The following is a 26,026-nucleotide window of genomic DNA, read 5'->3' as shown; positions in this document are numbered from 1 at the left end:
GCATGCGCCAGAACCGATCCGCCGCGTTGCCGCGCCCCCGCCTCGGCGGGCTCGACACCCTGCGCGGCCTGGCCATCGTGTGGATGATGAGCTTCCACTTCAGCTTCGACCTGAACTGGTTCGGTTTCATCCATACCGACTTCTACACCAGCCCCTGGTGGCTGTGGCAGCGCGTGTGCATCGTCAGCCTGTTCCTGTTCACCGCCGGGCTGGCGCAAAGCCATGGCGACGCGCGCGGGCGCCGCGAAGCCGCATTCTGGAGACGCTGGGGGCAGATCTTCGGCTGCGGGCTGCTGGTGGTGGCCGGGAGCTATCTGGCGTTCCCGCGGAGCTTCATCTACTTCGGCATCCTGCAGGGCGTGGCGGCGATGCTGCTCGTGCATCACCTCGTCAGCCGCCGCCTCGGCGCCTGGGTGCTGCTGCTGGCGCCGGTGGCGATCGCCGCACCCGAACTCTGGGGCCATCCGATGTTCAATCCACCGCTGTGGAACTGGACCGGGCTCATCACGCAAAAGCCCATCACCGAGGACTACGTGCCGCTGCTGCCGTGGATCGGGGTGTTCTGGGCGGGCGCGGGTCTGGGCGCTTTGCTGGCGCGGGTGGACTTCAAGCCACTCGCCGCGCTGCCCGCCGTGCGCCCGCTGACTTTTCTCGGGCGCTGGCCATTGACCATCTACATGCTGCACCAGCCGGTGTTTGTGGGTCTGGTGTGGCTGGCGGCGCATGTTCGCGCTTGAGCCACGGCGGACCAATCGACGATCAAGCGGCCCGCCGTGGCGGGCTGACCGCGCGCGAATTCAGACTTTCACCGCTGGCTTGCGTGGCAACGGCGGGGCCGCCCGGTGCGCCGTTGTCGCGGGCTGGGTCGGGGCGATCTGTTGTGGCGCGACGATCACCATGGCCGGCAACAGCGGAGGCATGGCCCATGGCGGTTGAATCGCCAGAGTCTGCAGGGTTTGCAGCGGCAGCAAGGCCTGTTCGCTCATCCGCGCCATGACCTGCTGCAGGTGCTGCATCCCTTGCATCTGCAATTGCAGGTCTCGCATCTGCCGTATCGCCCAGGCGGGTGGTGCGCCGCCTTCGCTGCGCTGGATCACGATGCGTTCATGACCCTGTGGGCTTTGCCATTGCCAGGTGCTGACCTTCATGGCGCCGTTCGGTCCCTGGACGACCTTCACGGTTTCGTGCATGGGAACGGCATGGCCGCCAACTTGGATCAGAAGGGGTTGCGCCGCCAGCGCCAGCGCGGGCATGAAGGCGGCTGCGGCGGCGACAAGGGCTGAAGCTTTTCGCATGATGAACCTCCAATGTCGAGTGGAACGTAACGCAATGCGCCGGCCGGCATGGCGCTCGTCATGGGCATGCCGGCCCGACGTTCCTTGGTTCCGCCTGCGCCGCGGCGGGTTCCTGAAGCCAGACTTAAGGTCGGCGTGCCGGCGACGCGGCGGTTCTCAGCATTCGATGATGTTCACCGCCAGCCCGCCACGCGCGGTTTCCTTGTATTTGGCCTGCATGTCGGCGCCGGTTTCGCGCATGGTCTTGATGACCTTGTCCAGCGAAACGGCGTGATGGCCGTTGCCGCGCAAAGCCATGCGCGCGGCATTGATGGCCTGCACCGCGCCCATCGCGTTGCGTTCGATGCAGGGGATCTGCACCAGTCCGCCGACCGGATCGCAGGTCAGGCCGAGGTGATGTTCCATGCCGATCTCGGCGGCGTTCTCGACCTGGGCCGGGCTGCCGCCGAGCACGGCGCACAGCGCGCCGGCGGCCATGCTGCAGGCCACGCCGACCTCGCCCTGACAGCCCACTTCGGCGCCGGAGATGGAGGCGTTTTCCTTGTACAGCAGGCCGATCGCGCCCGCCGTGAGCAGGAAGTCCATCACGCCCTGGTCGTCGGCCTCGGGCGTGAGGCGCGTGTAGTAATGCAAGACAGCGGGCACGATGCCGGCGGCGCCGTTGGTCGGTGCGGTGACCACGCGCCCGCCCGCGGCGTTTTCCTCGTTTACGGCCAGCGCCCAGAGGTTGACCCAGTCGAGCGCGCGCAGCGGGTCGAGCGGGCTGGCGGCAGGCTTGCCGTACAGGGCGCGGAACAGTTCTGGAGCGCGGCGCTGGACGCGAAAACCGCCGGGAAGCTGGCCCTCGGTGCGGCAGCCGCGCGAGGCGCAGGACTGCATGGCGTGCCAGATGCGCAGCAGGCCGGCGTCGATCTCCGCATCGCGGCGCCAATGCCGCTCGTTGATGCGCATGACGTCGGCGATGCTGCATCGATGCTGCTCGGCCACCGCAAGCAGTTCGGCGCCGCTGTGGAAGGGCAGCGGCAGGATGGTGGTGTCCGGTGCGATGGTGGCGTGGCGCGAGCCGTCGGCCGCGAGTTGCTCGCTGACGATGAAACCGCCGCCGACCGAGTAGTAGCTGCGCTCGGCGAGGGTTGCGCCCTGGGCGTCGAACGCGGTGAAGCGCATGCCGTTGGGGTGCAGCGGCAGGGGGTTGCCGCGCATGAACAGCAGATCGGCGCCCGGGTCGAAGTCCAGCTTGTGGCTGCCCAGCAGGGTCAGGCACCGGTCGCACCTGACCGCGTCGATGCGGGCGGGGATGGTGTCCACGTCCACATGGTCGGGCTCTTCGCCGAGCAGGCCGAGGATCACGGCCTTGTCGCTGCCATGGCCCTTGCCGGTTGCCGCCAGCGAGCCGTACAGCCGGCATTGCACGCGGGAGGTCGCATCGAGCAGGCCCTGCTGCTGCAGTCCGAGCGCGAACAGGCGCGCGGCCCGCATCGGTCCCACGGTGTGGGAGCTCGACGGGCCGATGCCGATCTTGAACAGGTCGAAGACGGAAACGGCCATGGATTTTGCTTCGGGTTGGATGTGTCGGTGGGCCGCGGTTGCGCGGCGATGCCGGGGGCTCAGGCGGCCTGAGCGCACACCCCGGCGAGATCGGCGGCGAAAGCGTCCACGGTTTCCGGCTGGGTGTCCCAGGCGCACATCAGCCTGCAACCGCCGCCGGCGATGAACTCGTAGAACAGCCAGCCCGCCGCGTGCAGCCGGGCGATGGCCGCGGCGGGCAACTGCACGAACACCGAATTGGCCTGCGGCGGGTGCAGCACGCGCACGCCGGGCAGGGCGTGGATGGCCTGGTGCAGGCGCTGCGCCATGGCGTTGGCGTGGCGGGCGTTGCGCAGCCAGGTGTCGCCATCGAGCATGCCGACCCAGGGCGCGGAGATGAAGCGCATCTTGGAGGCCAGCTGACCGGCTTGCTTCACGCGCCAGGCGAAGTCGGCGGAGAGTTCGCGGTCGAAGAACACCACCGCCTCGCCCATCGGCAGGCCGTTCTTGGTGCCGCCGAAGCACAGCACGTCGACCCCGGCGCGCCAGGTGACCTCGGACGGATGCACGTCGAGCGCGGCCACCGCGTTGGCGAAGCGCGCGCCGTCCATATGCACCTTGAGATGGCGCCGCTTGGCGATGGCGGCGATGGCGCGCACCTCCTCCACGGTGTAGACCGTGCCCAGCTCGGTGGCCTGGGTGATCGACACCACCTTGGGCTTGGGATAGTGGATGTCGCGCCGCTTGGTGACGAGGTGCTCCACGGCGTCGGGCGTGAGTTTGCCCAGGCGCGCCGCCGGGCTTTCGTCTTCCCCCACCAGCAGCTTGGAGCCGTTGGAGAAGAACTCGGGTCCGCCGCACTCGTCGGTCTCGATATGCGCCACCGGCGAGCAGATCACGCTGTGGTAGCTCTGGCACATGGACGCCAGCGCCAGCGAATTCGCGGCGGTGCCGTTGAACACGTAGTACACGTCGCAATCGGTCTGGAACAGCTCGCGGATCATGTCCGTCGATTTCTGCGTCCAGACATCGTCGCCATAGGCGGGCTGGTGGCCGCTGGCGTTGGCGTCGAGCAGGGATTGCAGGGCCTCGGGGCAGATGCCGGCGAGGTTGTCGCTGGCGAATTGCTGGCGGTCGTTTTGCACGGGGGTCATGGGTCGATGTGGCCAGGCCATCCCGGGCTGCGGTCGCGGCGCGGCATGGCGTGTGGGTTTGGATGGACAATGCCGCATTCGACGCTCATTTGCGTTTGTGTTCAAGCCACCATGCGCCTGACCCAGTTTTCCGACTACGCCTTGCGCGTGCTGATGTACGCCGCCGAGCATGCCGATCGGCTCGTCACCATCACCGAGTTGGCCACTTTTCACGGCATTTCGCGCAGTCACCTCACCAAGGTCGTGTTTCATCTCGCCTCGGTGGGGTTTTTGCAGTCGGTGCGCGGTCGCGCCGGCGGCATCCGCCTCGCCAGTCCGCCGCGGCAGATCAGCATCGGCGCCGTGCTGCGCAGCACGGAGGAGGATTTCAGCCTGGTGGAATGCTTCGACCGCTCGCGCGACGCCTGCGTGCTCACCCCGAATTGCCGCCTGGCGCGGGGCCTGCATGCCGCGCTGGATGCATTTTTCCAGACGCTCGACGGCATGACACTGGCTGATCTGGTGTCGGATCGCTCGGCAGCCGGCGGCATGCAGACGATCGCCTTTGTCAAGCCGAAAGGCAAGACGAACCGCATGGCCGGCACGCCGTAGTTGCAGTGCCCGTTGCGGCCGCGTGGGTTTGCCGGCATGCGTGGCGGGATATATGATTCATAACAAATGAATCATTAAAGCCGCACGACAGGCGGCAGAAGGAACAGCAAGCCATGAGACTCGACCCCGCACAGTGCAGCGAAGACGACATCGCCCGCATGGTGCACGCGTTCTACGGTCGCGTGCGGCAAGACGAAAGACTCGGTCCGGTGTTCGACGCGCACATCGCGGATTGGTCCGCGCATCTGGCGAAGATGGTGGACTTCTGGTCCTCGGTCCTGCTGGGGGCCGGGCGCTACAGCGGCACGCCGATGCCGGCGCACCAAGCCTTGCCAGAACTCGAGCCCGAGTTGTTCGAGCGCTGGCTGGCCTTGTTTCAGGCGACGACGCAGGCGGTGTGCCAACCGGCGATGAAGGCGCGCGCCGACCAACTCGCGGGGCGCATCGCGCAAAGCTTGTGGCTGGGCTGGCAAATGGCCAACCGCCCGCAGGTCCTGGCGCACGATTTGCAGGGGGCGCAACATGCCGGTTGAACTCCTGCGCATCGAGGAGCCTGCGGGCGCTGCGCTTCCCGCGCCGTCCTTTGCCGCCACCTTCGAACTGGGTTTTCGCCCGTTGTACGCGCTGGGCATGGCCTGGGCCGGCGTGGTCGTGATGATCTGGGTGTTCGCCCCCGGCCTGGCGCACGCTCCGCTTGCCGGCGTGCTCTGGCACGCGCACGAGATGCTGTGGGGCTTCGTGGCGACCATCGCGGTCGGCTTCCTGCTCACCGCCGTTCCGAACTGGACGGGTCTGCCGACGCTGCGCGGCGGGCCGCTCGCCGCCCTGTGCTTGGTCTGGCTGCTGGCGCGCGCAGGGCTGCTTGCCGGCGGCCCGTGGTTCGAACCCGCGGCGGTGCTCGACGTGGCGTTTTTCGCTGTCGCCGCCGTGGCCTGCGCCTGGCCCATCCTGAAGACACGCAACCGGCGCAACCTCGGCGTGCCCTTGCTGTTGCTGGGTCTGGGCGCGTCCGACGCGGCCTTCCTGTGGGCTGCGCGGAGCGCGGCGTTTCCCGAGCTCTGGCGGGCTCTGCATGCCGGCCTGCTGCTGATGGCCGTGGTGGCCGCGCTGATCGGCCGTCGCGTGATTCCGTTCTTCGCCATGCGCGCCGTGCCGGGGCTGCAATTGAACGTGGCCGCGGCCAGCGGTGTGGTCAACCTCGCGCTGCTGGTGCTGGCCGCGGGCCTGCAAATGCTGGGCCGCTGGCCCGCGCTCGAGGGGCTGGCGCTGCTGGGCTCGGCCGGCATCATGCTGACCCATCTGTGGCGCTGGAAACCCTGGCGCGTGCTGCACCAGCCGCTGCTGTGGATTTTGGATCTCGGCTATGCCGGGCTGGCCGGCGGCCTGGCGGCGCGCGGGGCGCAGGCGCTCGGCGCACCCGTTCCCGACTCGCTCTGGATCCACCTCCTCGCCGTTTGCGGCTTCGCGGTGCTGATCATCGGCATGGTCACCCGCACGTCCCTGGGCCACCTGGGGCGGGCGTTGCGCCTGGACCGCTGGTCCCTGCTGAGCTACGGGCTGCTGCTGGCCGCCGCGCTGCTACGCCTCTTGGCTTTCGTGCCATGGCCGGCGCAGGTCGCGGCCTTGCAGGCGTCCGCCGTGCTGTGGACGCTGGCTTGCTGGGTGTTCGTGCTGCGCTACCTCCCCTGGCTGGTGCGCCCCCGCGCCGACCGCGCGCCGGCAGCCGGCATCGCGGGCAAGCGGGGTCCAGCGCGAGGTTGACATGACATTCGTGGTCACCGAAGCTTGCATCCAGTGCAAGTACACCGACTGCGTGGCCGTTTGCCCCGTGGATGCGTTCCGCGAGGGCGCGAACATGCTGGTGATCGATCCGCGCGAGTGCATCGACTGCAATCTGTGCGTGCCGGAGTGCCCCGTGGAGGCCATCTATCCCGAGCACGAGGTCCCGGCCGAGCAGCAGGCGTTCATCGCGCACAACGCCGACCTGGCGCGCAGTTGGCCGGCGATCACGCGGGTCAAGGCCGCGCCGGCGGATGCCGCGGCATGGGCCGAGGTGCGGCACAAGCGGCATCTGCTGGAGCGCGACCCGCCGCGCTGACCGCGCAACTTGGCACAGTCTTGGCGCTGCCCCGTCCTCGCCTTCGAATCCGGGGCGGTTGGCGGTTTTCATCCTGATCCGGAGTTTCCATGCTGCTCGAATCCCTGCTCGCCTACGCCCATATCTCCGCCATCCTGCTGCTGGCGGTCTTTCTCACCGCCAAGACCGCGCTGATGCGCGTCGACGTGATCGCCGGGCGCAAGAGCGTGCTGGACCGGCTCATGACCCTGGACCTGTGGCTGTGGGCGAGTTTTGCCGCCGTGCTGGCCACGGGCGTGGCGCGCATGGCGTGGGGTGTCAAGGGTTGGGCCTGGTATGCCGGCAATCCCTTGCTTTGGGGCAAGGTGGTGCTGTTCGCCGTGATGGTGGCCATGGCCTTGCCTCAGACCCGGACCTTGCGCCGCTGGAACCTCCGGCGGGTGCAGGACGATTTTTTCCCGGACGCCGAGGACATCCGCGCCCAGCGTGTGTGGCTGATGTGGCAGGCCCATGTGATGGTGGTCGTGCCGCTGCTCGGCGCGCTGCTGGCCTATGGCTATTGAAGCGCCATACGGAAACAAACGGATACACCGTTCACATATCGAGCCACTGGCATGTGACCTTGCGCAAGGCGCTGTATCCGTGGCTGCTTATATTCATGGAGCGCGCTTGATGCCGCGAAGCGCAGCGCGAACCCGACACACCCCAAGGAGAAAACCCATGCAAGAAGAAGTTCCCTATGTGCCCTTGCCCATGATCGGCGCGGATGGGCGGCCGGTGGAGCAAGTGGACTTGCCGATGCCCGACCTGCAGTTCGCCCGTCCCCGCGGCGCCTGGGTCATCGTCGGGGCCTTGTTCGTCGTCGTCATCGGCCTTTGGGCGATGGTGGCATCGTATTTTTCGCTGCGGTCCTGAGGAGTCGACATGGCAACGACGACACATGACGCATTCGAGGACAAGTTTCATCATCTCGCCCTGCGGCACGAGCGCGCCTGGGTGTTCATTTCGGTGGCGATGATTGCGGTGCTGTTCATCGTCACGGTTTATTTCGTGGTGCACGACTACGGCCTGGTGGCGAAGACGGTGCAGTTCTACAGCAACCCCGACACACCGGCGACCCTGGCCGATTTCCAAGGCTCGGGCATCAAGCAGACCGGCCCGAACAGCTACAACATTTACGAAATGGGCCGGGCATGGAGCTGGACCCCCGGCACCGCCACGCCCATCACCTTGCCGGCGGGGTCGCATGTCAAGTTTTACGTGACCAGCGGCGACGTGCTGCACGGCTTCGAGGTGCAGGGAACCAGCATCAACATCACGGCCATCCCAGGCGTGGTCGGACACGTGTCCTACACCTTCGACAAGCCCGGCACCTACTACATCATTTGCAATGAGTATTGCGGGGCCGGCCACCAGGCCATGATCGGCAAAATCGTCATCACCGGGAGCAAGCAGTCATGAGCGCAGTCCTGTCTCCAACGGCCTTGTCCGTGCCGACCACCCAGGAAATCGCGGGCGAAAAGAAAATGCTGCTGGCCTTCTGGGTCACCGGTTTCCTGGCGCTCATGGTCGGCATCGCCATCGGCGTGCTGCAGAGCACGAACTACGCCGGCATCGATCTCTATCCCTATCTGCAACCCTTTCTCAAGTCCTACTACCAGGGGCTGACCCTGCATGGCGTGCTCAACGCCTTCGTGTTCACCTTCTTCACCATCTCGGGCTGGCTGATGTACTTGCCAGCGCGCGAACTCAAGCTCAAGCCCATGATGGGCCTGGCCTGGTTCACCTACGGGCTGATGCTGCTGGGCACGCTGATGGCCGCCTATGCCATGTTCGACAATTCCTCGAGCGTGCTCTACACGTTCTACCCGCCGCTCGAGGGCAGCCCGTGGTTCTACCTCGGCATCACTCTCGTGGTGGTGGCCAGCCTGCTGCCGCTGGCCGTGGTGCTGGAGATGCGCGCGCGCTGGAAAAAGGCTCATCCCGGCGAGCCGACGCCGCTCGTCACCTTCATGAGCGCCACCACCCTGCTCATGTGGCTGCTGGCCGCGCTGGGCGCGGCGATGGAGGCGGTGTTCCTGCTCGATCCCTGGTCGCTGGGGCTGACCCACACCATCGATCCGTTGCTGGCGCGCACGCTGTTCTGGTGGACGGGCCACCCGATCGTGTATTACTGGCTGATGCCGGGCTACATCACCATCTACGCCATGCTGCCGCGGCAAGCCGGCGGCAAGCTGGTGTCCGACCCGCTCACACGGCTGGCCTTCCTGCTGTTGCTGGTGTTCTCGGTGCCGGTGGGGACGCACCACCAGTACACGGACCCCGGCATTGCCCCGGTCATCAAGGGAGTGGTCACTGCGCTGACCTTGTCGGTCGCCATTCCCAGCCTGATCACGGCCTTCACCGTGGCCTTGAGCTTGGAGTACGCCGGGCGCCGCCGCGGTGGCAAGGGGCTGATGGGTTGGTGGACGGCGCTGCCGTGGAAGGATGCCTCGGTGGCGGCGCAGGTGCTGGCGCTGGTCTCTTTCATCTTCGGCGGTGCTGGCGGCATCGTCAACGCCAGCTGGCAGCTCGACAACGTGGTGCACAACACCTTGTGGATACCGGCCCATTTCCATTTGACCGTGGGGACGATGACGACCCTGGTGTTCATGGGCGTGAGCTTCTGGCTCTTGCCCCACCTCACCGGGCGCAGACTCTACAGCCCGAAGCTGGCGCTCGCGTCCGTCTGGCTGTGGTTCATCGGCATGATGACCTGGGGACTGGGTGGCCACTGGGCCGGGATGGACGGCGTGCCGCGCCGTTCGTGGGTCTCCGGACTGCCGCATGACCAGTACATGCGGCTGTATGGCGCCGTGCATCCGGCGTTGATCCTGGTGGGGATCGGCGGGGTCATTGCCATGCTGGGCGCCGTGGCGTTCTACATCGTGTTTTTCGGCACGCTGTTCGGCCGCAAGGACGCCAAGGCCATGGTGGCGATCCCATTCGCCGAGGTCATCGCCGGCCCGCAGGGTTCGATCATCGTGCGCATCGCCGACCGGCTCGGATTCTGGACCCTCGTCACGCTGATCATCACCCTGGCGGTCTACATCCCGGTCCTGTGGCCGATGATCACCCATCCCATCCATGCGCCTGGCTTTGTGCTGTGGTGATCCGGGCTGACGCCTCGTCGCGTCAGCCCCTTGGCGGTGGCGCGGCGTCGGGCTGGCGCGGCTCGGCGCGGCGCGCCGCGATCGTCTCGCTGCTGCTCATCGCCGCGCTCGACGGCTGGTCGCGCCTGCAGCAGCCGCGGGCGTCGCTGCACGGCACGCCGCTGCCGTCCCGGCCCGCCCCGGCCTTCAAAGGCCTCAGCGATACCCAGGGCCGGCCTTTCGACTGGAAGGCCGAGCGGGGGCGGGCGGTGCTGGTGTTCTTCGGCTACACGCACTGCCCCGATGTCTGCCCGCTGACCCTGTCGGCGCTGGCCCGCGCCCTCGACCGCCTCGGTCCGCTGCGCAGCGAGGTGCGTGTCGTGTTCGTCAGCCTGGACCCGGCGCGCGACACGCCCGGCGTGCTGCGGGCCTATCTGGACGCCTTTATGCCCGGTGTCATCGGGCTGCGAGGCCCGCTGCCGGAGGTGGCGCGCGCCGCACGGCAATGGGGCGTCACATGGCGGCGCGTCGACACGTCCGACGGCGGCTATTGGATCGACCACACCGCCGCGGTCACCCTGGTCGGACCCAGGGGCCGATTGCGCGCACGCTACGGTTACGGCCAGCTCACCGATCCGGCCTGGCTGCCCGCGGACCTGCGCGCCGTGCTGGCTCATCCATGACAGGGCAAACCTGGCCGCTTGCCGCCTGGGGCGGCTGGTTCGCCGCGGTCGCCGTGGCCGCCGCCGCCTACGCGCTGTCGGCCTGGCGCCGGCGCTGGGCGCCTTGGCGCTGGGCCGTGTTCGCCTCCGGTTGTGTGTTCACGCTGCTGGCCGCCTGGGGACTGAACAACCCGCTGGCTTCGATGACGGGCTACACCGTGGCCCTGATGGCCCTGGGCCAGGTGGTGTCGCCGCTGTTGTTGCTGGGATTTCCGCTTTCGGCGCGAACCGCCTGGCATCAGGGGCGCAACCGCGTCTGGGCGGCTTGGCTGCTCGATCCCTGGGTGACCTTCGCCGTCTTCGTGCTGCTCACGCTGGGCGCGAACCTGCCCGGGGTGTTCAACACCGCGCTGGCCGACGCGCTGTTCAGCGCGCCCATCGGCCTGCTGGTCATGCTGGCCGGGCTGATGGCCTGGGCGCAGTTGCTGGACGGCAGCCGCGCCATCACCCGGCGCTGGGTGGCCGGCATCTACGGCTGGGCGCTCGGCTTGCCGATGATGGTGATCGCCGCGGTGTGGGTGTGGAGCGGCCATGTGCTCTACACGCCCTACCTGGATGTGCTGTGCATCTGGAACCTGAGTCCGCTGGACGACCAGCACTACGCCGGCCTGGTGATGCTGGTCGCCGGCCTGCCGCTGCAACTTCGCAGCGCCTGGCTCCTCATCATGCCGGGCGGCGAAGGCCAGGACGAATCTTGACGCCGTCCGGGTCTGCGCTCGCCAGGCGCGTACCCTCTTGAAGATTCATCGCCGGCGCTTATTCTCCGGAGCCTGGAGTTCATCGGGAGCAAGACCATGCCGAACGGCAAGCCACAGGGGCCGACGCCCCCATCCAACGCCACCGGCCGCGGTGCCGGCAAGTTTCCCGTGCTCGACCCCAAGTCGCGCGTCCATCTGGGCTACTGGCTCATCGCCCTCGTCACCCTGTTCTGGCTGCAAAGCCTGTGGTCGTCCTACCAGAACGTGCAGACCGTGCCTTACAGCCAGTTCGAAACGTACTTGCAACAGGGCAAGATCCAGGACGTGGTGGTGGGCGAACAGACCATCACCGGCACGCTCAAGAGCCCCGCGGCGAACGGCAAGAAGCTCGTGGTCGCGGTGCGCGTCGATCCGCAGCTGGCCGGCCAGCTGCAGCGTTACGGCGTGACGTATTCGCAGGCCTACCAGAACACCTGGCTGGGCAACATCCTGTCCTGGGTGCTGCCGGCGCTGGTGTTTTTCGGCGTGTGGTTCTTCATGGTGCGCAGGTTCGCCGACAAACAGGGCGGCATGGGCATGGGCGGGTTCATGTCCATCGGCAAGAGCCGCGCCAAGGTGTACATGGAAAGCAGCACCGGCGTGAGCTACGACGACGTGGCGGGCGTGGACGAGGCCAAGGCCGAACTCAAGGAGGTGGTCGATTTCCTGAAAAATCCGGTCGACCACAGCCGCCTGGGCGCGCGCCTGCCGAAGGGCATCCTGCTGGTGGGGCCGCCCGGCACTGGCAAGACCCTGCTGGCGCGGGCCGTGGCCGGAGAGGCCGGCGTGCCGTTCTTCTCCATCAGCGGCTCGGAATTCGTCGAAATGTTCGTCGGCGTCGGCGCCGCGCGGGTGCGCGACTTGTTCGAGCAGGCGCGGGACAAGGCCCCGGCCATCATCTTCATCGACGAGCTCGACGCCCTGGGCCGCGCCCGCGGGGCCTCGCCCTTCGGCGGCGGCCACGACGAGAAGGAGCAGACCCTCAACCAGTTGCTGGTCGAGCTCGACGGCTTCGATTCAGCCTCGGGCCTGGTCATTCTCGCCGCCACCAACCGCCCTGAAATTCTCGACCCGGCTCTGCTGCGCGCCGGCCGCTTCGACCGTCAGGTGCTGGTCGACCGGCCCGACAAGCTCGGCCGCGTGCAGATCCTGCGCGTGCACGTGCGCAAGATCCGGCTCGACGCCTCGGTGGACCTGGAGCAGATCGCCGCGCTCACGCCGGGCTTTTCGGGCGCCGACCTGGCCAACCTGGTCAACGAAGCCGCCTTGCTGGCCACGCGCGAAAGCGCCCAGGCCGTGACGCCCGCGCACTTCACGCGCGCGGTGGAACGCATCGTCGCCGGGCTGGAGAAGAAGAACCGCCTGCTCAACCCGAAGGAGCGCGACATCATCGCCCACCACGAAATGGGCCACGCCCTGGTGGCCATGAGCCTGCCCGGCACCGACGTGGTGCACAAGGTGTCCATCATTCCGCGCGGCGTGGGTGCGCTGGGCTACACCATCCAGCGGCCCACCGAAGACCGCTATCTCATGACCCGCGCGGAACTGGAGAACAAGATGGCCGTGCTGATGGGCGGGCGTGCCGCCGAGCATCTCGTCTACGGCCACTGGTCCACCGGCGCCGCCGACGATCTGGTCAAGGTCACCGACATCGCCCGCAGCATGGTCACGCGCTACGCCATGGTCGAGAAGCTGGGGCAGATGGCGCTGGAATCCGCACCGCAATCCATGCTGGGCGGGCCGGTGATGCCGCAGCCGCGCGAATACAGCGAGCAGACCGCGCGCGAGATCGATTGCGCCGTGCGCGAACTGGTGAATGCCGCCTTCGCCCGCGCCGAGGCCATCCTGCAGGAAAAACGCGCGGTCCTGGAGCAGGGCGCGCGGCAGTTGCTGCAGAACGAAACCCTGAACGACACCGAACTCAAGGCGCTGCTGGATGGCACGGGACAGGCGGCAGCGACTTAGGAAACGATCGCCGCAGATCAGGATGCGCCGGGCTGCGTCGCCTGAGCGCCCGGATCGTGTCCGTCCCCGGGTGCTGGCGGGGGTGCGCTGGGGGTGCGCAATTGCCACCATGTGGGCCGATCAAGCTTGTGGAGCTTGGCCTCATACATGGCCGCGTCGGCTTGACGGATGAGGGCCTCGGAGTCTTCGGCATCGCGCGGATACAAGGCCAGACCCATGGTCATGTTGATTTCCACCTTCGTCCCCGGAGCGATCTCGATGGGCGATTCCACCGCTTGGTGCAGACGATGGAATATCTCGCCAAGTTGATGCAGTGCCCGTAACTCGTCGATCTGCTCGATCACCACGACGAATTCGTCGCCGCCCAGCCGCGCCAGAAAATCCGTCTCGCGGACGCGGGCGTGAAGACGCCTGGCTAACTCCTGCAGCAGCCGGTCACCGGCGTCATGGCCCCAGGTGTCGTTGACGGGTTTGAAATTGTCCAGGTCGATCATGCCAACCGCCAGGACCCACCGCTGGTCTCGTGCCCTCGCCATGGCGGTCGGCAGGTATTGTTCGAGCGCGTAGCGATTGGGAAGATGGGTCAGCGGGTCATGCCGGGCGCGGTGCGATTCTTCGCGTTGCAGCTTGCGCAGGCGCTCCTTCACATCGAGCTCGTCGAGCCCGTGGCCCAGCAGTTCCGCGATGCGCTGGCAAAGCGCGATTGTCTGGTCATCGAACGCATCGCGCTGTGGGGAGACAAACACCAGAACGGCCCAGATCGCGCCCCCGCGCCGCACGGCTGTGGCCAGCGCGGCATGCCATGCGTATCTGGCCATGGAGGAAAACCAGGGCTGGAGATTCGGGTCCCCAAGCAGATCGTTGCGGTACACCGTACCCTCGCCGGACAAGACGCGAATCACCAGCGGGGACTTGTTCTCATCGTGGATGTTGATGTCCAGATTGTCCAACTGTTCGGCCCCGCTGCCGGCGCGCGCAATCACTTCGATGTGGCCCTGTGCATCGGGGCGTGCGACCCACGCCGCATGGAACTGGGTATCTTCAGTCAGCCGCTCGCAGGTTTTCAGGAGCATCTCGGCTGCACTGCGCGCCCGAAGCACCACATCGCCTTCGCTCATCAAGGCCTGGTAGAGTTTTTGCAGGCTGGCGATCCGGTGGCGCTGCCAGATGGCCTGCAGGCCGCGCTCGATGCTCGCCACCAGATTCATCAACATTTCGCGTGTGCCGGCGTCCAGTGCCTCGTCCTCGTCGAAGTACACGGACAACACCGCGACGACCTGGTCCTGCGCGTGGACGGGCAAGGCGGCGAATGGCCCGAGTGCGTAGCGACGGCCCGGTTCAGACGATGCGTGCGTGGGCTCGCCGGACGGGGATTCCGCCACAAAAATGGCCTGGTCGTCGCGCCAGGCCCTTCCGGTCGGATCCGTGCCCGCCGGGTCGTCCGCCCGGCAGGAGATTCGCGCACCGTCCCAATCCCCGGCGGCTCCCGCCAGGGCCAGAATGTCGAACCTCCCTGTGGTGGGATCCGGCCGTCCAATCCATGCGCGCTTCAGCGCACCGCTCGTGACGGCGGCGTGACAGACGGCCTCATACAAAGCGTTGGGCTGATTCACCGTGGAGCCCATTTGGTTGGCCTGCGCAAGCAAGGCGTTGAAGCGCGCCAGACGCTCCAGGCCTCGGGCCTGCTGGGCCAACTGGTCGATCCCTTGAAAGGCCTGATTGCGCCAGCTTAGCCATTGAGCAAACTGACGTTGCCCTCTCTGGGCTGCTGCGCTGAGGTACAGCAGATCGATGCCCGCCATCACACTCATGTCGTGCGCCATCGCGCTGCCCTGCAGCCACAGGCGGACCATCAGGGGCACAAGGGCCGGCCAGACGAAAAACAATGCGGCCCGACGATCAAACGCCAGCCCGACCACGGCGGCACCGCTCACTCCCGCGATGAAAAAGGCCAGAATGGCTTGTTGCAGCAAATCGGCCGGAAAGAAGAAGACGCAAAGCGCACCCCACACCGATCCTGACAGGAAGACGCCGCCCCGCAGCCAAGCGGCACGCCTGGCCGCGTGGTGCGAATCGCGGCTCCATGCCCAAAGTCCGAGGCGCGTCCCATGCACGAGCACCAACCACAGGGCCCAGATCGACAAACCCACAGGGGGGACAGCTTCCCGCAGCACCCATATCGCGATGCCCCCGGTGCCCAGGTTGGTGAGCGCCGAAACGGGGGTGGCCGCGTGCAACATGCGGCACTGTTCTTCCTCCAGTGTGGAGCGGCCCTGTTTAGCGAGTTGGTTGGGAAGCACGGCGGTGTTCCAACGACAGTTGATTTTTGTTTTTCACGATGGGGCGAATTTCACCGGCCTTGGGCGGCCGGGTAGGTCGGCCTCCCGGGTTTCGGCAAGCGGCATCCGCCGCAACACGGGACGTCCATCGACGCGAATTGTCCATCAGCTTCGGGCGCAAGGGGCGGGTGTTCGGGCGCCTATTCAAGCATTGCGGGGAGCGTGCGCACCGGCATGCCGTCCAGGCCACAGGCCGCGGCGACGCGCCGCAGCGCGGCCGGCTGGCCGTTGGTCCAGGCGATCAGTTCGGGACCCTGCTGCGCGTCGCGCCGGGCCGCCGGCGTTTGCAGGCTCGCAACGATTCTTCCGGTTTGCGCCGCGACGGCATCCGCAGGGTCAAGCAAACAGGCCCCGGCACCGGCTGCTCCGAGCGCTTCGCGTATGGCCTCGGCGACGAGGGGGTAGTGGGTGCAGCCGAGCACGACGGTGGAACACCCGGCTTCGCGCAGGGGAGCGCAAAAGCGCGCGATCAGGCCTCGCGTCCCGGGCGCGTCAGGGCCCAGGGTTTCGATGGCTTCGGCCAAGCCTGGGCAGGGCTGCAGGAGCAGATCGCCTTGCGGGTTCAGCGACAGAACCAGGGCTTGGAACTTGGCGCTGGACAAGGTGGCCGGGGTGGCCAGCACGCCGACGGGCCTGCCTGCCGATGCCGCCAGCGCGGGCTTGATGGCGGGTTCGATGCCGACGAAGGGGATCAGCGGCCATTGCCGCCTCAACTCGGCGATGGCCAGCGCCGTTGCCGTGTTGCAGGCCACGACGATGGCTTGCGCGCCCTGCGACAGCAGGAATTGCGCGAGGCGTCGGCTGCGGTCGATCACATAGGATGCGTCGCGCTCGCCATAGGGGGCGTAGGCCGAGTCGGCGGCGTAGAGCAGGCGCGTGTGCGGCAGGCGCCGCCGTAGGGCGGTCAGTACGGTGAGGCCGCCCACGCCCGAATCGAACACGCCGACGCAGCAGGCCGGCGGCGGCATCATGTCCGGCGCCGATGCGCGTTGGTGCATCAGGCCGTGACCACCGGGAACTTGCCGATGCGCGCGCGCCATTCGGCCGGTCCGGTGTTGTGGACCGAAGTGCCCTGCGCATCGACCGCGACGGTGACCGGCATGTCCTTGACTTCGAATTCGTAGATGGCCTCCATGCCGAGGTCCTCGAACGCCAGCACGCGCGCGGCCTTGATGGCCTTGGCCACGAGATAGGCGGCGCCGCCCACGGCCATGAGATAGGCGCTCTTGTGCCTGCGGATGGCCTCGATGGCGGCGGGTCCGCGTTCGGCCTTGCCGATCATCGCGATGAGGCCGGTCTTGCCCAGCATGGTTTCGGTGAACTTGTCCATGCGGGTGGCGGTGGTCGGGCCGGCGGGGCCGACCACTTCGTCACGCACCGGATCGACCGGGCCGACGTAGTAGATGACGCGGTTGGTGAAGTCCACCGGCAGCTGTTCGCCGCGCGCCAGGATGTCGGCGATGCGCTTGTGCGCGGCGTCGCGCCCGGTCAGCAGCTTGCCCGACAGCAGCAGGGTTTCGCCCGGTTTCCAGGACGCCACGTCGGCGGGCGTCAGTGCGTCGAGATCGACGCGGCGGCTCTTGTGTTCATCCGGCGCCCAATGCACGTCGGGCCACAGATCCAGGCTGGGCGGATCCAGGTAGACCGGGCCCTGGCCGTCCATCACGAAATGGGCATGGCGGGTGGCGGCGCAGTTGGGAATCATCGCGACCGGCAGATTGGCGGCGTGGCAAGGCCAGGACTTGATTTTCACGTCCAGCACCGTGGTCAGCCCGCCCAGGCCTTGCGCGCCGATGCCCAGAGCGTTGACCTTCTCGTACAGCTCGATGCGCAACTCCTCGTATTTGTCGCGCGGGCCGCGGGTGAGCAGTGCGCTCATGTCGATGTCGTCCATCAGGGCCTGCTTGGCCAGCAGCATGGCCTTCTCGGCCGTGCCGCCGATGCCGATGCCCAGCATGCCTGGCGGGCACCAGCCGGCGCCCATGGTCGGCACGGTCTGCAGCACCCAGTCCACCAGGTTGTCGGACGGGTTGAGCATGGCGAACTTGGACTTGGCCTCCGAGCCGCCGCCCTTGGCGGCCACCGTGACGTCGAGCCGGTTGCCGGGAACCAGTTCCACGTGCAGCACGCTGGGGGTGTTGTCGCGCGTGTTCTTGCGCTCGAACAGCGGGTCGGCGAGAACGGAGGCGCGCAGCTTGTTGTCGTGGTTGAGGTAGCCCTGGCGCACGCCCTCGTCCACGGCGTCTTGCAGGGTTCCGGTCAGGTCCTCGAAGCGCACGCCCATGCCGACCTGCAGAAACACATTGACGATGCCGGTGTCCTGGCAGATGGGCCGTTTGCCTTCGGCGCACATGCGGCTGTTGGTGAGGATCTGCGCAATCGCGTCCTTGGCGGCGGCGCTTTGTTCGCGTGTGTAGGCTTGGGCGAGGTGGGCGATGTAGTCGGCCGGGTGGTAGTAGCTGATGAACTGCAGCGCCGCGGCGATGCTTTCCACCAGGTCGGCCTGGCGTATCACGGTCATGGTCATGGGGCGGTCTCCGGGAGGATTCTGGGATGGTTCTGGTCTGCCCCGAATCTTAGAGCCGACCATCCCGCCCCGCCCCTAGTGCCCCGCGCTATCGGGCTCCTGGGCCGACTGGTTGTCGTGGATGGTGCGGCTCATCAGACGGTCGGTGTAGGCGATGGCCAGCGCCGACAACAGGAAGGTGAGGTGGATGGCGGTTTGCGCCACCAGCGCCTTGGTGCTGTAGGCGTCGGCGTTGATGAAGGTGCGCAGCAAGTGGATCGACGAGATGCCGATGATGGCCATCGCCAGCTTCACCTTGAGTACCGAGGCATTCACGTGCGACAGCCATTCCGGATGGTCCGGATGGCCTTCCAGATACATGCGCGACACGAAGGTTTCGTAGCCGCCGACAATCACCATGATCAGCAGGTTCGAGATCATCACCACGTCGATGAGCCCGAGCACGACCAGCATGATGGTGGTTTCGGTCAGCTTGGGCATGCCGCCATGCGCGGCCGCTGCCGCGGTGGCGGCGGCATCGGATGGAACGGGGTTGCGCACCGCCACCGCGTCGAGCAGGTGCTGGAGCGCGGCCTGGTGGCCGAACGCGGCGCCGACGAGATCGGCCAATTCGACCCAGAAGTGATAGACGTAGACGCCCTGGGCGAGAATGAGGCCGACATACAGCGGCAGCTGCAGCCACCGGCTCATGAAAAGGATGCGGGGAATCAGCGGAAGTTGGGCGTCGGGGTTGGGTTTGGGCATGGGGTTGTCAGGGCACGAAAAATGAGTGTCCGATTGTAAGAATTCCATGGGGCTGCGGCATTTTGGATGGCCGTGCAGCGTCAGGGGGATGTAAGAGCACGCGGTCCAGAATATAAAGCGGACACAATACAGTTGAAACCATGCGGCGAAGCCTGGCACGGCCGCCAACGCTGGGCGCGATGGATCGACTGAAAACCTGGAGACAACCATGACCGAGCAACTTGTACCCGAGCATCACGAGCTGAAGACCTACTACCCCTCATCCGAGGCGGTGCAGCGTGCGCGCATTTCCGGCATGGACGCCTACCGCAAGCTGGTGGCCGAGGCCGAAGGCGATTTCGAAGGGTTTTGGGCCCGCCTGGCGCGCGAGCACCTGGCCTGGAACAAGCCGTTCACGCAAACCCTCGACGCCAGCGGTGCGCCGTTCTACAAATGGTTCGCCGACGGCAAGCTCAACGTGTCGTACAACTGCCTGGACCGGCACGTCGAAGCCGGCAAGGGCGGCAAGACCGCCATCGTGTTCGAGGCCGACGACGGCACCGTCACGCGCGTGAGCTACGGCGAACTGCTCGAGCGCACGGCCAAGTTCGCCAATGCCTTGAAATCCCTGGGCGTGAAGAAAGGCGACCGCGTGGTCATCTACATGCCCATGTCGGTGGAAGGCGTGACGGCCATGCAGGCCTGCGCCCGGATCGGGGCCACGCATTCGGTGGTGTTCGGCGGCTTTTCCGCGCAATCCTTGCGCGACCGCATCCAGGATGCCGGCGCAGTGCTTGTGATCACCGCCGACGAGCAGCGCCGCGGCGGCAAGGCCTTGCCGTTGAAGGCCATCGTCGACGAGGCGCTCGGCCTGGGCGGCTGCGACACCGTGCGCAACGTGGTGGTGTACCGCCGCACCGGCGGCGACGTCGCCTTCCACGCGCCGCGCGACTTGTGGCTGCACGAACTGGTGGCCGGCCAGAGCGCCACGTGCGCGCCCGAATGGGTCGAGGCCGAGCATCCGTTGTTTCTGCTCTACACCTCGGGCTCGACCGGCAAGCCCAAGGGCGTGCAGCATTCCACCGCGGGCTATCTGCTGTGGGCGCAGCTCACCATGCTGTGGACCTTCGACATCCAGCCCGACGACCTGTTCTGGTGCACCGCCGATATCGGCTGGGTCACCGGCCACACCTATATCGCTTACGGCCCGCTGGCCTGCGGCGCCACCGAAGTGGTGTTCGAGGGGGTGCCCACCTTCCCCGATGCGGGCCGGTTCTGGAAAATGATCCAGGACCACAAGGTGAATGTGTTCTACACCGCGCCCACGGCCATCCGTTCGCTGATCAAGGCCGCCGAAACCAACGCCGCGGTGCACCCGCGCAACTACAAGCTCGACTCGCTGCGCATTCTCGGCACCGTGGGCGAGCCGATCAACCCCGCCGCCTGGGAGTGGTACTACGAGCACATCGGCGGCGGACGCTGTCCCATCGTCGACACCTGGTGGCAGACCGAGACCGGCGGCCACATGCTGACCCCGCTGCCCGGCGCCACGCCGATGGTGCCGGGTTCCTGCACCTTGCCGCTGCCGGGCATCTTCGCCGAGGTGGTGGACGAGGCCGGGCACGACCTGCCCTGGGGCACGGGCGGCATCCTGGTCATCAAGAAACCCTGGCCGGCGATGATCCGCACCATCTACGGCGACCCCGGGCGCTTCAAGAAAAGCTACTACCCGGAGGAGTTGCACGGCTATTACCTGGCCGGCGACGGCGCCATCCGCGACCCGCACACCGGCTACTTCACCATCACCGGGCGTATCGACGACGTGCTCAACGTTTCGGGCCACCGCATGGGCACGATGGAAATCGAGTCGGCCCTGGTGTCGCACCCGATCGTGGCCGAAGCCGCGGTGGTGGGCCGCCCGGATGATCTCACCGGCGAGGCGGTCTGCGCCTTCGTCGTGCTCAAGCGCCCGGTGCCGACCGGCGAAGAGGCGCTGCAGATCGCCCAGGAGTTGCGCAACCACGTCGGCAAGGAAATCGGCGCCATCGCCAAGCCCAGGGACATCCGCTTCGGCGACAACCTGCCGAAGACGCGCTCGGGCAAGATCATGCGCCGCCTCTTGCGCACCCTGGCCAAGGGCGAAGCCATCACCCAGGATACGTCGACGCTGGAGAACCCGGCGATCCTCGAGCAGCTGGCGCGTACCCACTAAGCGCAAGCCGGCTCATGGCGTCGCCATGAGCCGGCTCAAGCGCGAAGCGCGGGTCGCGGCGCGGCCGGAATCGGCGCCAGCCCGGCCTTCTCAGGGATGCAGGAGCGATTGCACGCTCCCGGTTCGGTCCCGCTGCTGCTCGCTGCGCACGATGCTGGCGAGTTGCGACGCTCGCGGCTCATGGCCTGGATCACATCGTCCAGGGACAGCACGCCGACCACCCCGCCGTCGTCATCGGTCACCGCGAGCCTGCGTATGCCATGGCTGAACATGGTCTGCATCGCATCGCTGACATCGGTGGTTTGAGGGACGGACATCACGCCCTCGGTCATCACGTCGCCAACCGTCGTGGCGACCGGGTTTGCGCCTTTGGCGAGCGCCCTGACCACCATGTCCCGGTCGGTGACGACCCCGGCGACGTGATCGTTCGCCGCGCCATCCGTGACGACGAGAGCCCCGATATGCTGTTCACGCATCTGGATGGCGGCTTCCTGCAACGTGCGTGATCGCGGGATGTGCACCGTGCCCCGGGTGTAAAGGTCCTTGACTTTCATGCTGTGCTCCTGACGTCGATATGGGCCATGTCGGGCTGTCCTTCCGTCTGGAAAGACCCCCGGCGGACGGCTTCCCGACCGGGAAGCCCTAGCGCGCCCCTCGGCTGTCCGTCGCCGCGAGGTACGTTGCAAACCAGGCGGCGGCCAGCCTGGAGACTTGTTCCAATTTGCCCGGCTCCTCGAAGAGATGGGTCGCGTCGGGGACGATGGCGGTGCGGTGCGCGCAGGTGAGTTGGCGCGCCGCCTGCGCATTCAGGGCGATGACCTCAGGGTCCCAGCCGCCGACGATGAGCAGCGTGGGGGCCCGCACCCTGCCGAGCGCATCGCCGGCCAGGTCGGGGCGCCCGCCGCGCGAGACGACCGCATCCACGCGTTGCAGGCGCTCGGCGGCGGTGATCAGGGCCGCCGCCGCCCCGGTGCTGGCGCCGAACAGGCCGATGCGCAGGGCGCGGGTCGCCGCCTCCTGGCCCAGCCAGTCGACCGTATCGGTCAGGCGCCGCGCAAGCAGCGCAATGTCGAAGCGATGCTCGGCCGTCACCCTGTCGCGCGTGTTCTCCTCGGCGCTGAGCAGATCGAACAGCAAGGTGCCCAGCCCGGCCGCCTGCATGGCTTCGGCGACATCCCGGTTGCGCCGGCTGAACCGGCTGCTGCCGCTGCCGTGGGCAAACACGACGAGGCCGGATGGCGTGTCCGGCAGCGCGAGCATGCCTTCCAACACCACGTCGCGCGTGCGGATCTCGACGTCGATGACGGCAGGCAGCGGACGCATGCTTTCGCGGCCCATGTTCAGGCGACCGGCAATGCGGGTTCCGGCCGGTGCCAGTGGTGCGGCGCATCCAGCGGTTCCAGCGCGGCAGTTTCGTCCAGGTGGAACACGGCGTCGAACTGGCGCGCCAGCGCGGCGTCGAAATAATGGCTCGCGCGTTCGGTCTGCGGCACATAAAGCACGCCGATGGCGCGCTCCAGCATGGGCTCGCGCAGGGGCTCGGCCGCGGCGTCGGTCAAGGGCAGGAAGAACCGATCCAGCCCCGTGCTGTGGAACAGATGCTCGTAGCTGCCGCGCAGCGCCGGCCTGACCCACTTGTGCTCGACGTCGCCGTCCCACTGCGAAGCCGCCGAGACGCGGCCCGTATAGGTTGTGAAGCCCACCAGCAGGGCCTGGTCGCCCACGTCCTGCCGGACCAACTGGCCGAGATTCCATTCGCCCCGCGCATGCGATTCGGTGGCGCGCGCGTCGCCGAGGTGCGAGTTGTGAGCCCAGACCACCACCCGTCCCGTGCCGCCCCGCCGGACGCGGTAGTCGGCCAGTGCGAGCAGGGTGTCGCGCATATGGGCGTCGCGCAGGTTCCAGGTGCTGACGCGCCGTCCGAACATGGCGCGGTAATAGGCTTCGGCGTGAACGACCACCGTGGCGTTGCGCTCGGCAAAGAAATGCGCATCCAACGCCGCGAGGCCATTGCGCTCGATGTAGGCCTGCGCATCGGCGCGCAATTGCAGCAATTGCGCAATGACGCCTTCGCGAGCGTCGGGGCGCTGGCCGAAGGCCGCCTGGTAGCCGTAGACCTGGGGCTCGCGCACGTGGTCGAGGGCCGCGTAGCGCTTGCGGCCGAGTTCCGCCTGTTCCGGGTCGATGCGGTCGAGATAGTGGATCACCGCGTCGGCCGAACGGTAGAGGCTGTAGAGGTCGAGGCCATAAAACCCCACGCGCTGCGCCCGGGGTTTGGTGGCGTTGTGCGCGCGCAGCCAGCCGACGAAGTCGAGGACTTCCCGGTTGCGCCACATCCAGGCGGGAAAACGCTCGAAGTCGTCCAGCGCGGAGGCGTCGTCGTCGTCGCCTTCGCCCTGCACGTAGCGGTTGACGCGCCAGGCGTCGGGCCAGTCGCCTTCGATCGCGACGGCGTCGAAACCCTGTTCCGCGATCAACCGGCGGGTGATTTCGGCGCGCATGCGGTAGAAATCCTGCGTGCCGTGAGTCGCTTCGCCGAGAAGGACGAAACGCCGCCCTTCGGCCATCGCCAGCAGCGCGTCATGATCGGCGGGCGTGCCGGCCAGCCTTTGCGCGAGGTCGCGCACGGCAAGAAACGGGGTCAGCGCGGGATGCGTCACGGTGTCTCCTCGCGCGACCTGGCCAGAAGACGGCGGACTTCCTCGTCGCTGGTCTGGTCGAAGGTGTCGTAGAACTGGCCGACGGCATAGAAGGGGTCGGGGCTGAGGACGCAGATGAAGTCGTCGGCGATGTCGCCCAGGCGCTGCTTTGCGTCGGGCGGAGCGACCGGCACGGCCACCACGATGCGGTCGGGATGCTGCGAGCGCAGCGCCATGACGGCCGCCCGCATCGAGGCGCCGGTGGCGATGCCGTCGTCGACGACGATGACCACGCGGCCGTCGATACGCACCGGTGGGCGCGCTCCTCGGTACTGGGTTTCCCGGCGTTGCAACTCGATGCGTTCGTCCGCAAGAACCGCTTCGATCTCCTGCCGGGACACCCCGCTTATCGCGATGACGTCGGGGTTGAGATAGAGCGCGCCGCCGGAGGCAATCGCGCCCATGGCGAGTTCCGGGTGCCCGGGCAATCCGAGCTTTCGCGCGATGAGCACGTCGAGTTCGGCGCCCAAGGCCTTGGCCACTTCGTATCCCACCGGCACGCCGCCGCGCGGCACCGCCAGCACAAGCACGTCATGGTGGTGCGCATAGGCCTGCAGCGCCTGGGCCAGCTTGCGGCCCGCGGCGAAACGATCCTGGAAGCGATCATCCATGACGCCACCTCACACCGACACATGCCGTCAGGCTAGGCGGGTTGGCGTGGCGCGCGATTGATCGAGATCAAGTTGCCGAACCGAAGCGACGGGACATCCCGCGCCGAAGTTCCCGCGGCCCGCCGCGCTCAGACACCTTGCCAGCGGCGCACCCGGCCGATGTCGACATGCACGAAATCCGAGCGGGGATACAGGCCGACGCCTCCGACCTGCAACGACAGCGCGACCCGGTGCAGTTGCGTCAGGTCGTGCCCGGGAACGCGGATGTCGGCAGCCATGCCGTCCATGTGCAGGCTGTGCTTGGCCACGCCCGCGCTGCGGGCGTGCAGCATGGCGTTGGTGCTGGGCGAGCGGTAGCCCGACACGAGTTGGATGGGCTGGGTCGCGCCGAGTCGTTCGGTGATGGCGTGCAGCAGATCGAGCAGCGAGGGGGCGATGGCCCTGGTCTCGTTGTTGCGGAAATCGCGCAGCAGGTGGTTGACCTCGGCGAGCGATTCGGGAAGGTACACGCCTTGCGCCCAATAGACGGTGCGCAGGGTTTCGCCGGTGTGCAGGTTGTGCACGTTGAGCGCGCGCTCAGCGCTGGAGGCGCGTGTCTGGGCGAAGGCCGGTCGGGCGGCGACGCCGCTTCCCGCGGCCAGAATGCCGGCCGCGGCCGAGAGGAAACGTCGGCGTTCGTGGTTGGCTACTGCGTGTGGGTGAGACGGTGTATCGGGGCGGATACGCGACATGGTGGCTTCCTTGCTTACGGTGCCGGGGGCTGGTCTTCGGCTTGGCGGTCGATGCGCCTCGCCAGCCCCTCTTGCTGCTCGACGACTTGCCGGGCCTTTTGCCAGTCGATGCGGTCGGTCAGGCCATGTTCGGCCGCGAGTTTGACCAGCGCATCCCAGGGCTTGGGTTGTTTGCGGTAGATGTCCGGGTTGACCTCGAGTTCAATGTTGCCATCGGGCAGCGCGGCGAGCAGCAAGCGAGCATAGATGATCTTGCCGGGGGTGCCGAGCTGGACATGGGCGAACAGGGATTCGATGTCGTCCGGATGCAGCCGGATGCAGCCGTGGCTCTGGACATGGTAGACGCTGGGCGGCGCGCTGGTGCCGTGGATGCCGTAGCCGGGCAGGCTCAGCCCGATCCAGTATCGGCCCAAAGGATTGTCAGGCCCGGGCGGCATGCGGGTGATGATGGCCTTGCCTTCGCGCCGCATTTCCTCCTGGATCGACAGCGGGACATGCCAGGTGGGGTCTTTGCGCAATTCCACCACCTTGAAACGTCCCGCTGGCGTCGGCCAGCTCGGTTTGCCCAGGCCGACCGGATAGGCGCCGGCGAGCCGGCCGTCATGGAAGTCGAACAGCATGCGCTGCGGCAGATTGATCAGGATGCCATCGTCCAGGGTTTCCGGGACGATGTGGCGGTTGTCGATCTGAAGCGCCTGTCCCGGATGGATCGCGGCATGGGGAGCCAGCGCATTGCGCCGCGCGATGACGGCGGCCGACTCGCCGAAGCGCGCCCCGATCGCGGTCAGCGTATCGCCCTGGCGCACGGTGTATTCAAAGCTGCCGCCGACGATCTGCTGCGACAGCCCCGGCTGGGTTGGCAGGGGCGCCGTTGCGGGGGTCTGCGCCCATGCGCCGCCGGCGCCGACGCAAGTCAGCACGGCGGCGAGAAAACGGATGGCCATCTTGCGCATGAAAACGGCGGGCCTCGCTTGCCGGCGTTGCG

Annotated in this window: 26 protein-coding genes; 13 read left to right on the top strand and 13 right to left on the bottom strand. The window is 67.3% G+C overall.

Going from position 1 to position 26,026, the window contains the following annotated elements:
- Positions 1–2: 2 nt before the first annotated feature.
- Positions 3–737, top strand: a complete 735-nt coding sequence (locus tag THIARS_RS17670) for an acetyltransferase domain-containing protein (RefSeq protein WP_094162023.1) — start codon at positions 3–5, stop codon at positions 735–737.
- Between the two features lie 60 nt (positions 738–797).
- Here THIARS_RS17670 and THIARS_RS17665 read toward each other — a convergent pair whose 3' ends face one another.
- The 3 genes from THIARS_RS17665 to THIARS_RS17655 all read right to left on the bottom strand — a co-directional run bounded on the left by THIARS_RS17665 (position 798) and on the right by THIARS_RS17655 (position 3,976).
- Positions 798–1,295: a hypothetical protein gene (locus THIARS_RS17665; RefSeq protein WP_141202460.1), complete on the bottom strand. Its 498-nt coding sequence runs from the start codon at positions 1,293–1,295 to the stop codon at positions 798–800.
- A gap of 156 nt (positions 1,296–1,451) precedes the next feature.
- On the bottom strand, positions 1,452–2,843 hold the full coding sequence (locus tag THIARS_RS17660) for an L-serine ammonia-lyase (RefSeq protein WP_094162021.1): 1,392 nt from the start codon (positions 2,841–2,843) through the stop codon (positions 1,452–1,454).
- Between the two features lie 59 nt (positions 2,844–2,902).
- On the bottom strand, positions 2,903–3,976 hold the full coding sequence (locus tag THIARS_RS17655) for a threonine aldolase family protein (protein ID WP_094162020.1): 1,074 nt from the start codon (positions 3,974–3,976) through the stop codon (positions 2,903–2,905).
- A 111-nt stretch (positions 3,977–4,087) separates the two neighbouring features.
- Here THIARS_RS17655 and THIARS_RS17650 point away from each other — a divergent pair, with 111 nt between their 5' ends.
- From THIARS_RS17650 to ftsH, 11 genes are all read left to right on the top strand, one after another.
- On the top strand, positions 4,088–4,567 hold the full coding sequence (locus THIARS_RS17650) for an RrF2 family transcriptional regulator (protein WP_094162019.1): 480 nt from the start codon (positions 4,088–4,090) through the stop codon (positions 4,565–4,567).
- Between the two features lie 113 nt (positions 4,568–4,680).
- Positions 4,681–5,100 (top strand): group III truncated hemoglobin, encoded by a 420-nt coding sequence (locus tag THIARS_RS17645; RefSeq protein WP_094162018.1) that lies wholly within the window; start codon positions 4,681–4,683, stop codon positions 5,098–5,100.
- A complete protein-coding gene (locus THIARS_RS17640) occupies positions 5,090–6,328 on the top strand; it encodes an NnrS family protein (RefSeq protein WP_094162017.1) in 1,239 nt (412 codons plus the stop codon). The genes THIARS_RS17645 and THIARS_RS17640 overlap by 11 nt, the downstream gene beginning before the upstream one ends.
- A gap of 1 nt (position 6,329) precedes the next feature.
- On the top strand, positions 6,330–6,665 hold the full coding sequence (fdxA, locus tag THIARS_RS17635) for a ferredoxin FdxA (protein WP_094162016.1): 336 nt from the start codon (positions 6,330–6,332) through the stop codon (positions 6,663–6,665).
- An 89-nt stretch (positions 6,666–6,754) separates the two neighbouring features.
- Positions 6,755–7,207, top strand: coding sequence for a DUF2214 family protein (locus THIARS_RS17630; protein ID WP_094162015.1), 453 nt, complete (start codon positions 6,755–6,757; stop codon positions 7,205–7,207).
- A 157-nt stretch (positions 7,208–7,364) separates the two neighbouring features.
- On the top strand, positions 7,365–7,559 hold the full coding sequence (locus tag THIARS_RS17625) for a hypothetical protein (protein ID WP_094162014.1): 195 nt from the start codon (positions 7,365–7,367) through the stop codon (positions 7,557–7,559).
- Positions 7,560–7,568: 9 nt separating this feature from the next.
- The gene (locus THIARS_RS17620) at positions 7,569–8,105 is read left to right on the top strand and encodes a cytochrome c oxidase subunit II (protein WP_094162013.1); all 537 of its coding nucleotides are present in this window, start codon (positions 7,569–7,571) and stop codon (positions 8,103–8,105) included.
- Entirely contained in the window at positions 8,102–9,796 is a 1,695-nt protein-coding gene (locus THIARS_RS17615) for a cbb3-type cytochrome c oxidase subunit I (protein WP_094162012.1), read from the top strand. The genes THIARS_RS17620 and THIARS_RS17615 overlap by 4 nt, the downstream gene beginning before the upstream one ends.
- Positions 9,793–10,458 carry an SCO family protein gene (locus THIARS_RS17610; RefSeq protein WP_245845975.1) on the top strand — a complete coding sequence of 222 codons (666 nt, stop codon included), beginning with the start codon at positions 9,793–9,795 and terminating at the stop codon, positions 10,456–10,458. The genes THIARS_RS17615 and THIARS_RS17610 overlap by 4 nt, the downstream gene beginning before the upstream one ends.
- On the top strand, positions 10,455–11,195 hold the full coding sequence (locus THIARS_RS17605; RefSeq protein ID WP_094162011.1) for a cytochrome c oxidase assembly protein: 741 nt from the start codon (positions 10,455–10,457) through the stop codon (positions 11,193–11,195). The genes THIARS_RS17610 and THIARS_RS17605 overlap by 4 nt, the downstream gene beginning before the upstream one ends.
- Before the next feature lie 96 nt (positions 11,196–11,291).
- Positions 11,292–13,199 carry an ATP-dependent zinc metalloprotease FtsH gene (gene ftsH, locus THIARS_RS17600; protein WP_094162010.1) on the top strand — a complete coding sequence of 636 codons (1,908 nt, stop codon included), beginning with the start codon at positions 11,292–11,294 and terminating at the stop codon, positions 13,197–13,199.
- A 17-nt stretch (positions 13,200–13,216) separates the two neighbouring features.
- Here ftsH and THIARS_RS17595 read toward each other — a convergent pair whose 3' ends face one another.
- The 4 genes from THIARS_RS17595 to THIARS_RS17580 form a co-directional block, all read right to left on the bottom strand.
- Positions 13,217–15,439 (bottom strand): sensor domain-containing diguanylate cyclase, encoded by a 2,223-nt coding sequence (locus THIARS_RS17595; protein WP_094162009.1) that lies wholly within the window; start codon positions 15,437–15,439, stop codon positions 13,217–13,219.
- Between the two features lie 239 nt (positions 15,440–15,678).
- Complete coding sequence (gene murI, locus THIARS_RS17590; RefSeq protein WP_245845974.1) at positions 15,679–16,536, bottom strand: glutamate racemase; 858 nt, start codon at positions 16,534–16,536, stop codon at positions 15,679–15,681.
- The gene (locus THIARS_RS17585) at positions 16,536–18,059 is read right to left on the bottom strand and encodes a fumarate hydratase (protein WP_094162235.1); all 1,524 of its coding nucleotides are present in this window, start codon (positions 18,057–18,059) and stop codon (positions 16,536–16,538) included. The genes murI and THIARS_RS17585 overlap by 1 nt, the downstream gene beginning before the upstream one ends.
- A gap of 81 nt (positions 18,060–18,140) precedes the next feature.
- Positions 18,141–18,809 (bottom strand): YqhA family protein, encoded by a 669-nt coding sequence (locus tag THIARS_RS17580; RefSeq protein ID WP_094162008.1) that lies wholly within the window; start codon positions 18,807–18,809, stop codon positions 18,141–18,143.
- A gap of 208 nt (positions 18,810–19,017) precedes the next feature.
- Here THIARS_RS17580 and acs point away from each other — a divergent pair, with 208 nt between their 5' ends.
- Positions 19,018–21,000 (top strand): acetate--CoA ligase, encoded by a 1,983-nt coding sequence (acs, locus tag THIARS_RS17575; protein ID WP_094162007.1) that lies wholly within the window; start codon positions 19,018–19,020, stop codon positions 20,998–21,000.
- A gap of 35 nt (positions 21,001–21,035) precedes the next feature.
- Here the strand turns inward: acs and THIARS_RS17570 are convergent, their stop codons facing one another.
- The 6 genes from THIARS_RS17570 to THIARS_RS17545 all read right to left on the bottom strand — a co-directional run bounded on the left by THIARS_RS17570 (position 21,036) and on the right by THIARS_RS17545 (position 25,994).
- A complete protein-coding gene (locus THIARS_RS17570; protein ID WP_245845973.1) occupies positions 21,036–21,554 on the bottom strand; it encodes a CBS domain-containing protein in 519 nt (172 codons plus the stop codon).
- Between the two features lie 88 nt (positions 21,555–21,642).
- Positions 21,643–22,323, bottom strand: coding sequence for a dienelactone hydrolase family protein (locus THIARS_RS17565; protein WP_094162234.1), 681 nt, complete (start codon positions 22,321–22,323; stop codon positions 21,643–21,645).
- A gap of 17 nt (positions 22,324–22,340) precedes the next feature.
- Positions 22,341–23,660: an erythromycin esterase family protein gene (locus tag THIARS_RS17560; RefSeq protein ID WP_094162006.1), complete on the bottom strand. Its 1,320-nt coding sequence runs from the start codon at positions 23,658–23,660 to the stop codon at positions 22,341–22,343.
- A complete protein-coding gene (locus THIARS_RS17555) occupies positions 23,657–24,310 on the bottom strand; it encodes a phosphoribosyltransferase (RefSeq protein ID WP_094162005.1) in 654 nt (217 codons plus the stop codon). Before THIARS_RS17555 ends, THIARS_RS17560 begins: the two co-directional genes overlap by 4 nt.
- A 128-nt stretch (positions 24,311–24,438) precedes the next feature.
- Positions 24,439–25,041, bottom strand: a complete 603-nt coding sequence (mepK, locus tag THIARS_RS17550; protein ID WP_094162004.1) for a peptidoglycan L,D-endopeptidase MepK — start codon at positions 25,039–25,041, stop codon at positions 24,439–24,441.
- A 14-nt stretch (positions 25,042–25,055) separates the two neighbouring features.
- Positions 25,056–25,994: a L,D-transpeptidase family protein gene (locus THIARS_RS17545; protein WP_222423084.1), complete on the bottom strand. Its 939-nt coding sequence runs from the start codon at positions 25,992–25,994 to the stop codon at positions 25,056–25,058.
- Between the last annotated feature and the right edge of the window lie 32 nt (positions 25,995–26,026).

This window comes from Thiomonas delicata (assembly GCF_900088825.1).
GTDB lineage: Bacteria > Pseudomonadota > Gammaproteobacteria > Burkholderiales > Burkholderiaceae_C > Thiomonas_A > Thiomonas_A delicata.
Note: the sequence above shows the minus strand (reverse complement) of the source record. Positions and strands in the feature narration are given on the sequence as shown.

Bases quoted from the DNA above. Each gene is read 5' to 3' on its own strand.
- THIARS_RS17670 (WP_094162023.1), top strand. From the start codon at position 3: ATGCGCCAGAACCGATCCGCCGCGTTGCCGCGCCCCCGCCTCGGCGGG.
- THIARS_RS17665 (WP_141202460.1), bottom strand. From the start codon at position 1,295: ATGCGAAAAGCTTCAGCCCTTGTCGCCGCCGCAGCCGCCTTCATGCCC.
- THIARS_RS17660 (WP_094162021.1), bottom strand. From the start codon at position 2,843: ATGGCCGTTTCCGTCTTCGACCTGTTCAAGATCGGCATCGGCCCGTCG.
- THIARS_RS17655 (WP_094162020.1), bottom strand. From the start codon at position 3,976: ATGACCCCCGTGCAAAACGACCGCCAGCAATTCGCCAGCGACAACCTC.
- THIARS_RS17650 (WP_094162019.1), top strand. From the start codon at position 4,088: ATGCGCCTGACCCAGTTTTCCGACTACGCCTTGCGCGTGCTGATGTAC.
- THIARS_RS17645 (WP_094162018.1), top strand. From the start codon at position 4,681: ATGAGACTCGACCCCGCACAGTGCAGCGAAGACGACATCGCCCGCATG.
- THIARS_RS17640 (WP_094162017.1), top strand. From the start codon at position 5,090: ATGCCGGTTGAACTCCTGCGCATCGAGGAGCCTGCGGGCGCTGCGCTT.
- fdxA (WP_094162016.1), top strand. From the start codon at position 6,330: ATGACATTCGTGGTCACCGAAGCTTGCATCCAGTGCAAGTACACCGAC.
- THIARS_RS17630 (WP_094162015.1), top strand. From the start codon at position 6,755: ATGCTGCTCGAATCCCTGCTCGCCTACGCCCATATCTCCGCCATCCTG.
- THIARS_RS17625 (WP_094162014.1), top strand. From the start codon at position 7,365: ATGCAAGAAGAAGTTCCCTATGTGCCCTTGCCCATGATCGGCGCGGAT.
- THIARS_RS17620 (WP_094162013.1), top strand. From the start codon at position 7,569: ATGGCAACGACGACACATGACGCATTCGAGGACAAGTTTCATCATCTC.
- THIARS_RS17615 (WP_094162012.1), top strand. From the start codon at position 8,102: ATGAGCGCAGTCCTGTCTCCAACGGCCTTGTCCGTGCCGACCACCCAG.
- THIARS_RS17605 (WP_094162011.1), top strand. From the start codon at position 10,455: ATGACAGGGCAAACCTGGCCGCTTGCCGCCTGGGGCGGCTGGTTCGCC.
- ftsH (WP_094162010.1), top strand. From the start codon at position 11,292: ATGCCGAACGGCAAGCCACAGGGGCCGACGCCCCCATCCAACGCCACC.
- THIARS_RS17595 (WP_094162009.1), bottom strand. From the start codon at position 15,439: ATGTTGCACGCGGCCACCCCCGTTTCGGCGCTCACCAACCTGGGCACC.
- murI (WP_245845974.1), bottom strand. From the start codon at position 16,536: ATGCACCAACGCGCATCGGCGCCGGACATGATGCCGCCGCCGGCCTGC.
- THIARS_RS17585 (WP_094162235.1), bottom strand. From the start codon at position 18,059: ATGACCGTGATACGCCAGGCCGACCTGGTGGAAAGCATCGCCGCGGCG.
- THIARS_RS17580 (WP_094162008.1), bottom strand. From the start codon at position 18,809: ATGCCCAAACCCAACCCCGACGCCCAACTTCCGCTGATTCCCCGCATC.
- acs (WP_094162007.1), top strand. From the start codon at position 19,018: ATGACCGAGCAACTTGTACCCGAGCATCACGAGCTGAAGACCTACTAC.
- THIARS_RS17570 (WP_245845973.1), bottom strand. From the start codon at position 21,554: ATGAAAGTCAAGGACCTTTACACCCGGGGCACGGTGCACATCCCGCGA.
- THIARS_RS17565 (WP_094162234.1), bottom strand. From the start codon at position 22,323: ATGCGTCCGCTGCCTGCCGTCATCGACGTCGAGATCCGCACGCGCGAC.
- THIARS_RS17555 (WP_094162005.1), bottom strand. From the start codon at position 24,310: ATGGATGATCGCTTCCAGGATCGTTTCGCCGCGGGCCGCAAGCTGGCC.
- mepK (WP_094162004.1), bottom strand. From the start codon at position 25,041: ATGTCGCGTATCCGCCCCGATACACCGTCTCACCCACACGCAGTAGCC.
- THIARS_RS17545 (WP_222423084.1), bottom strand. From the start codon at position 25,994: ATGCGCAAGATGGCCATCCGTTTTCTCGCCGCCGTGCTGACTTGCGTC.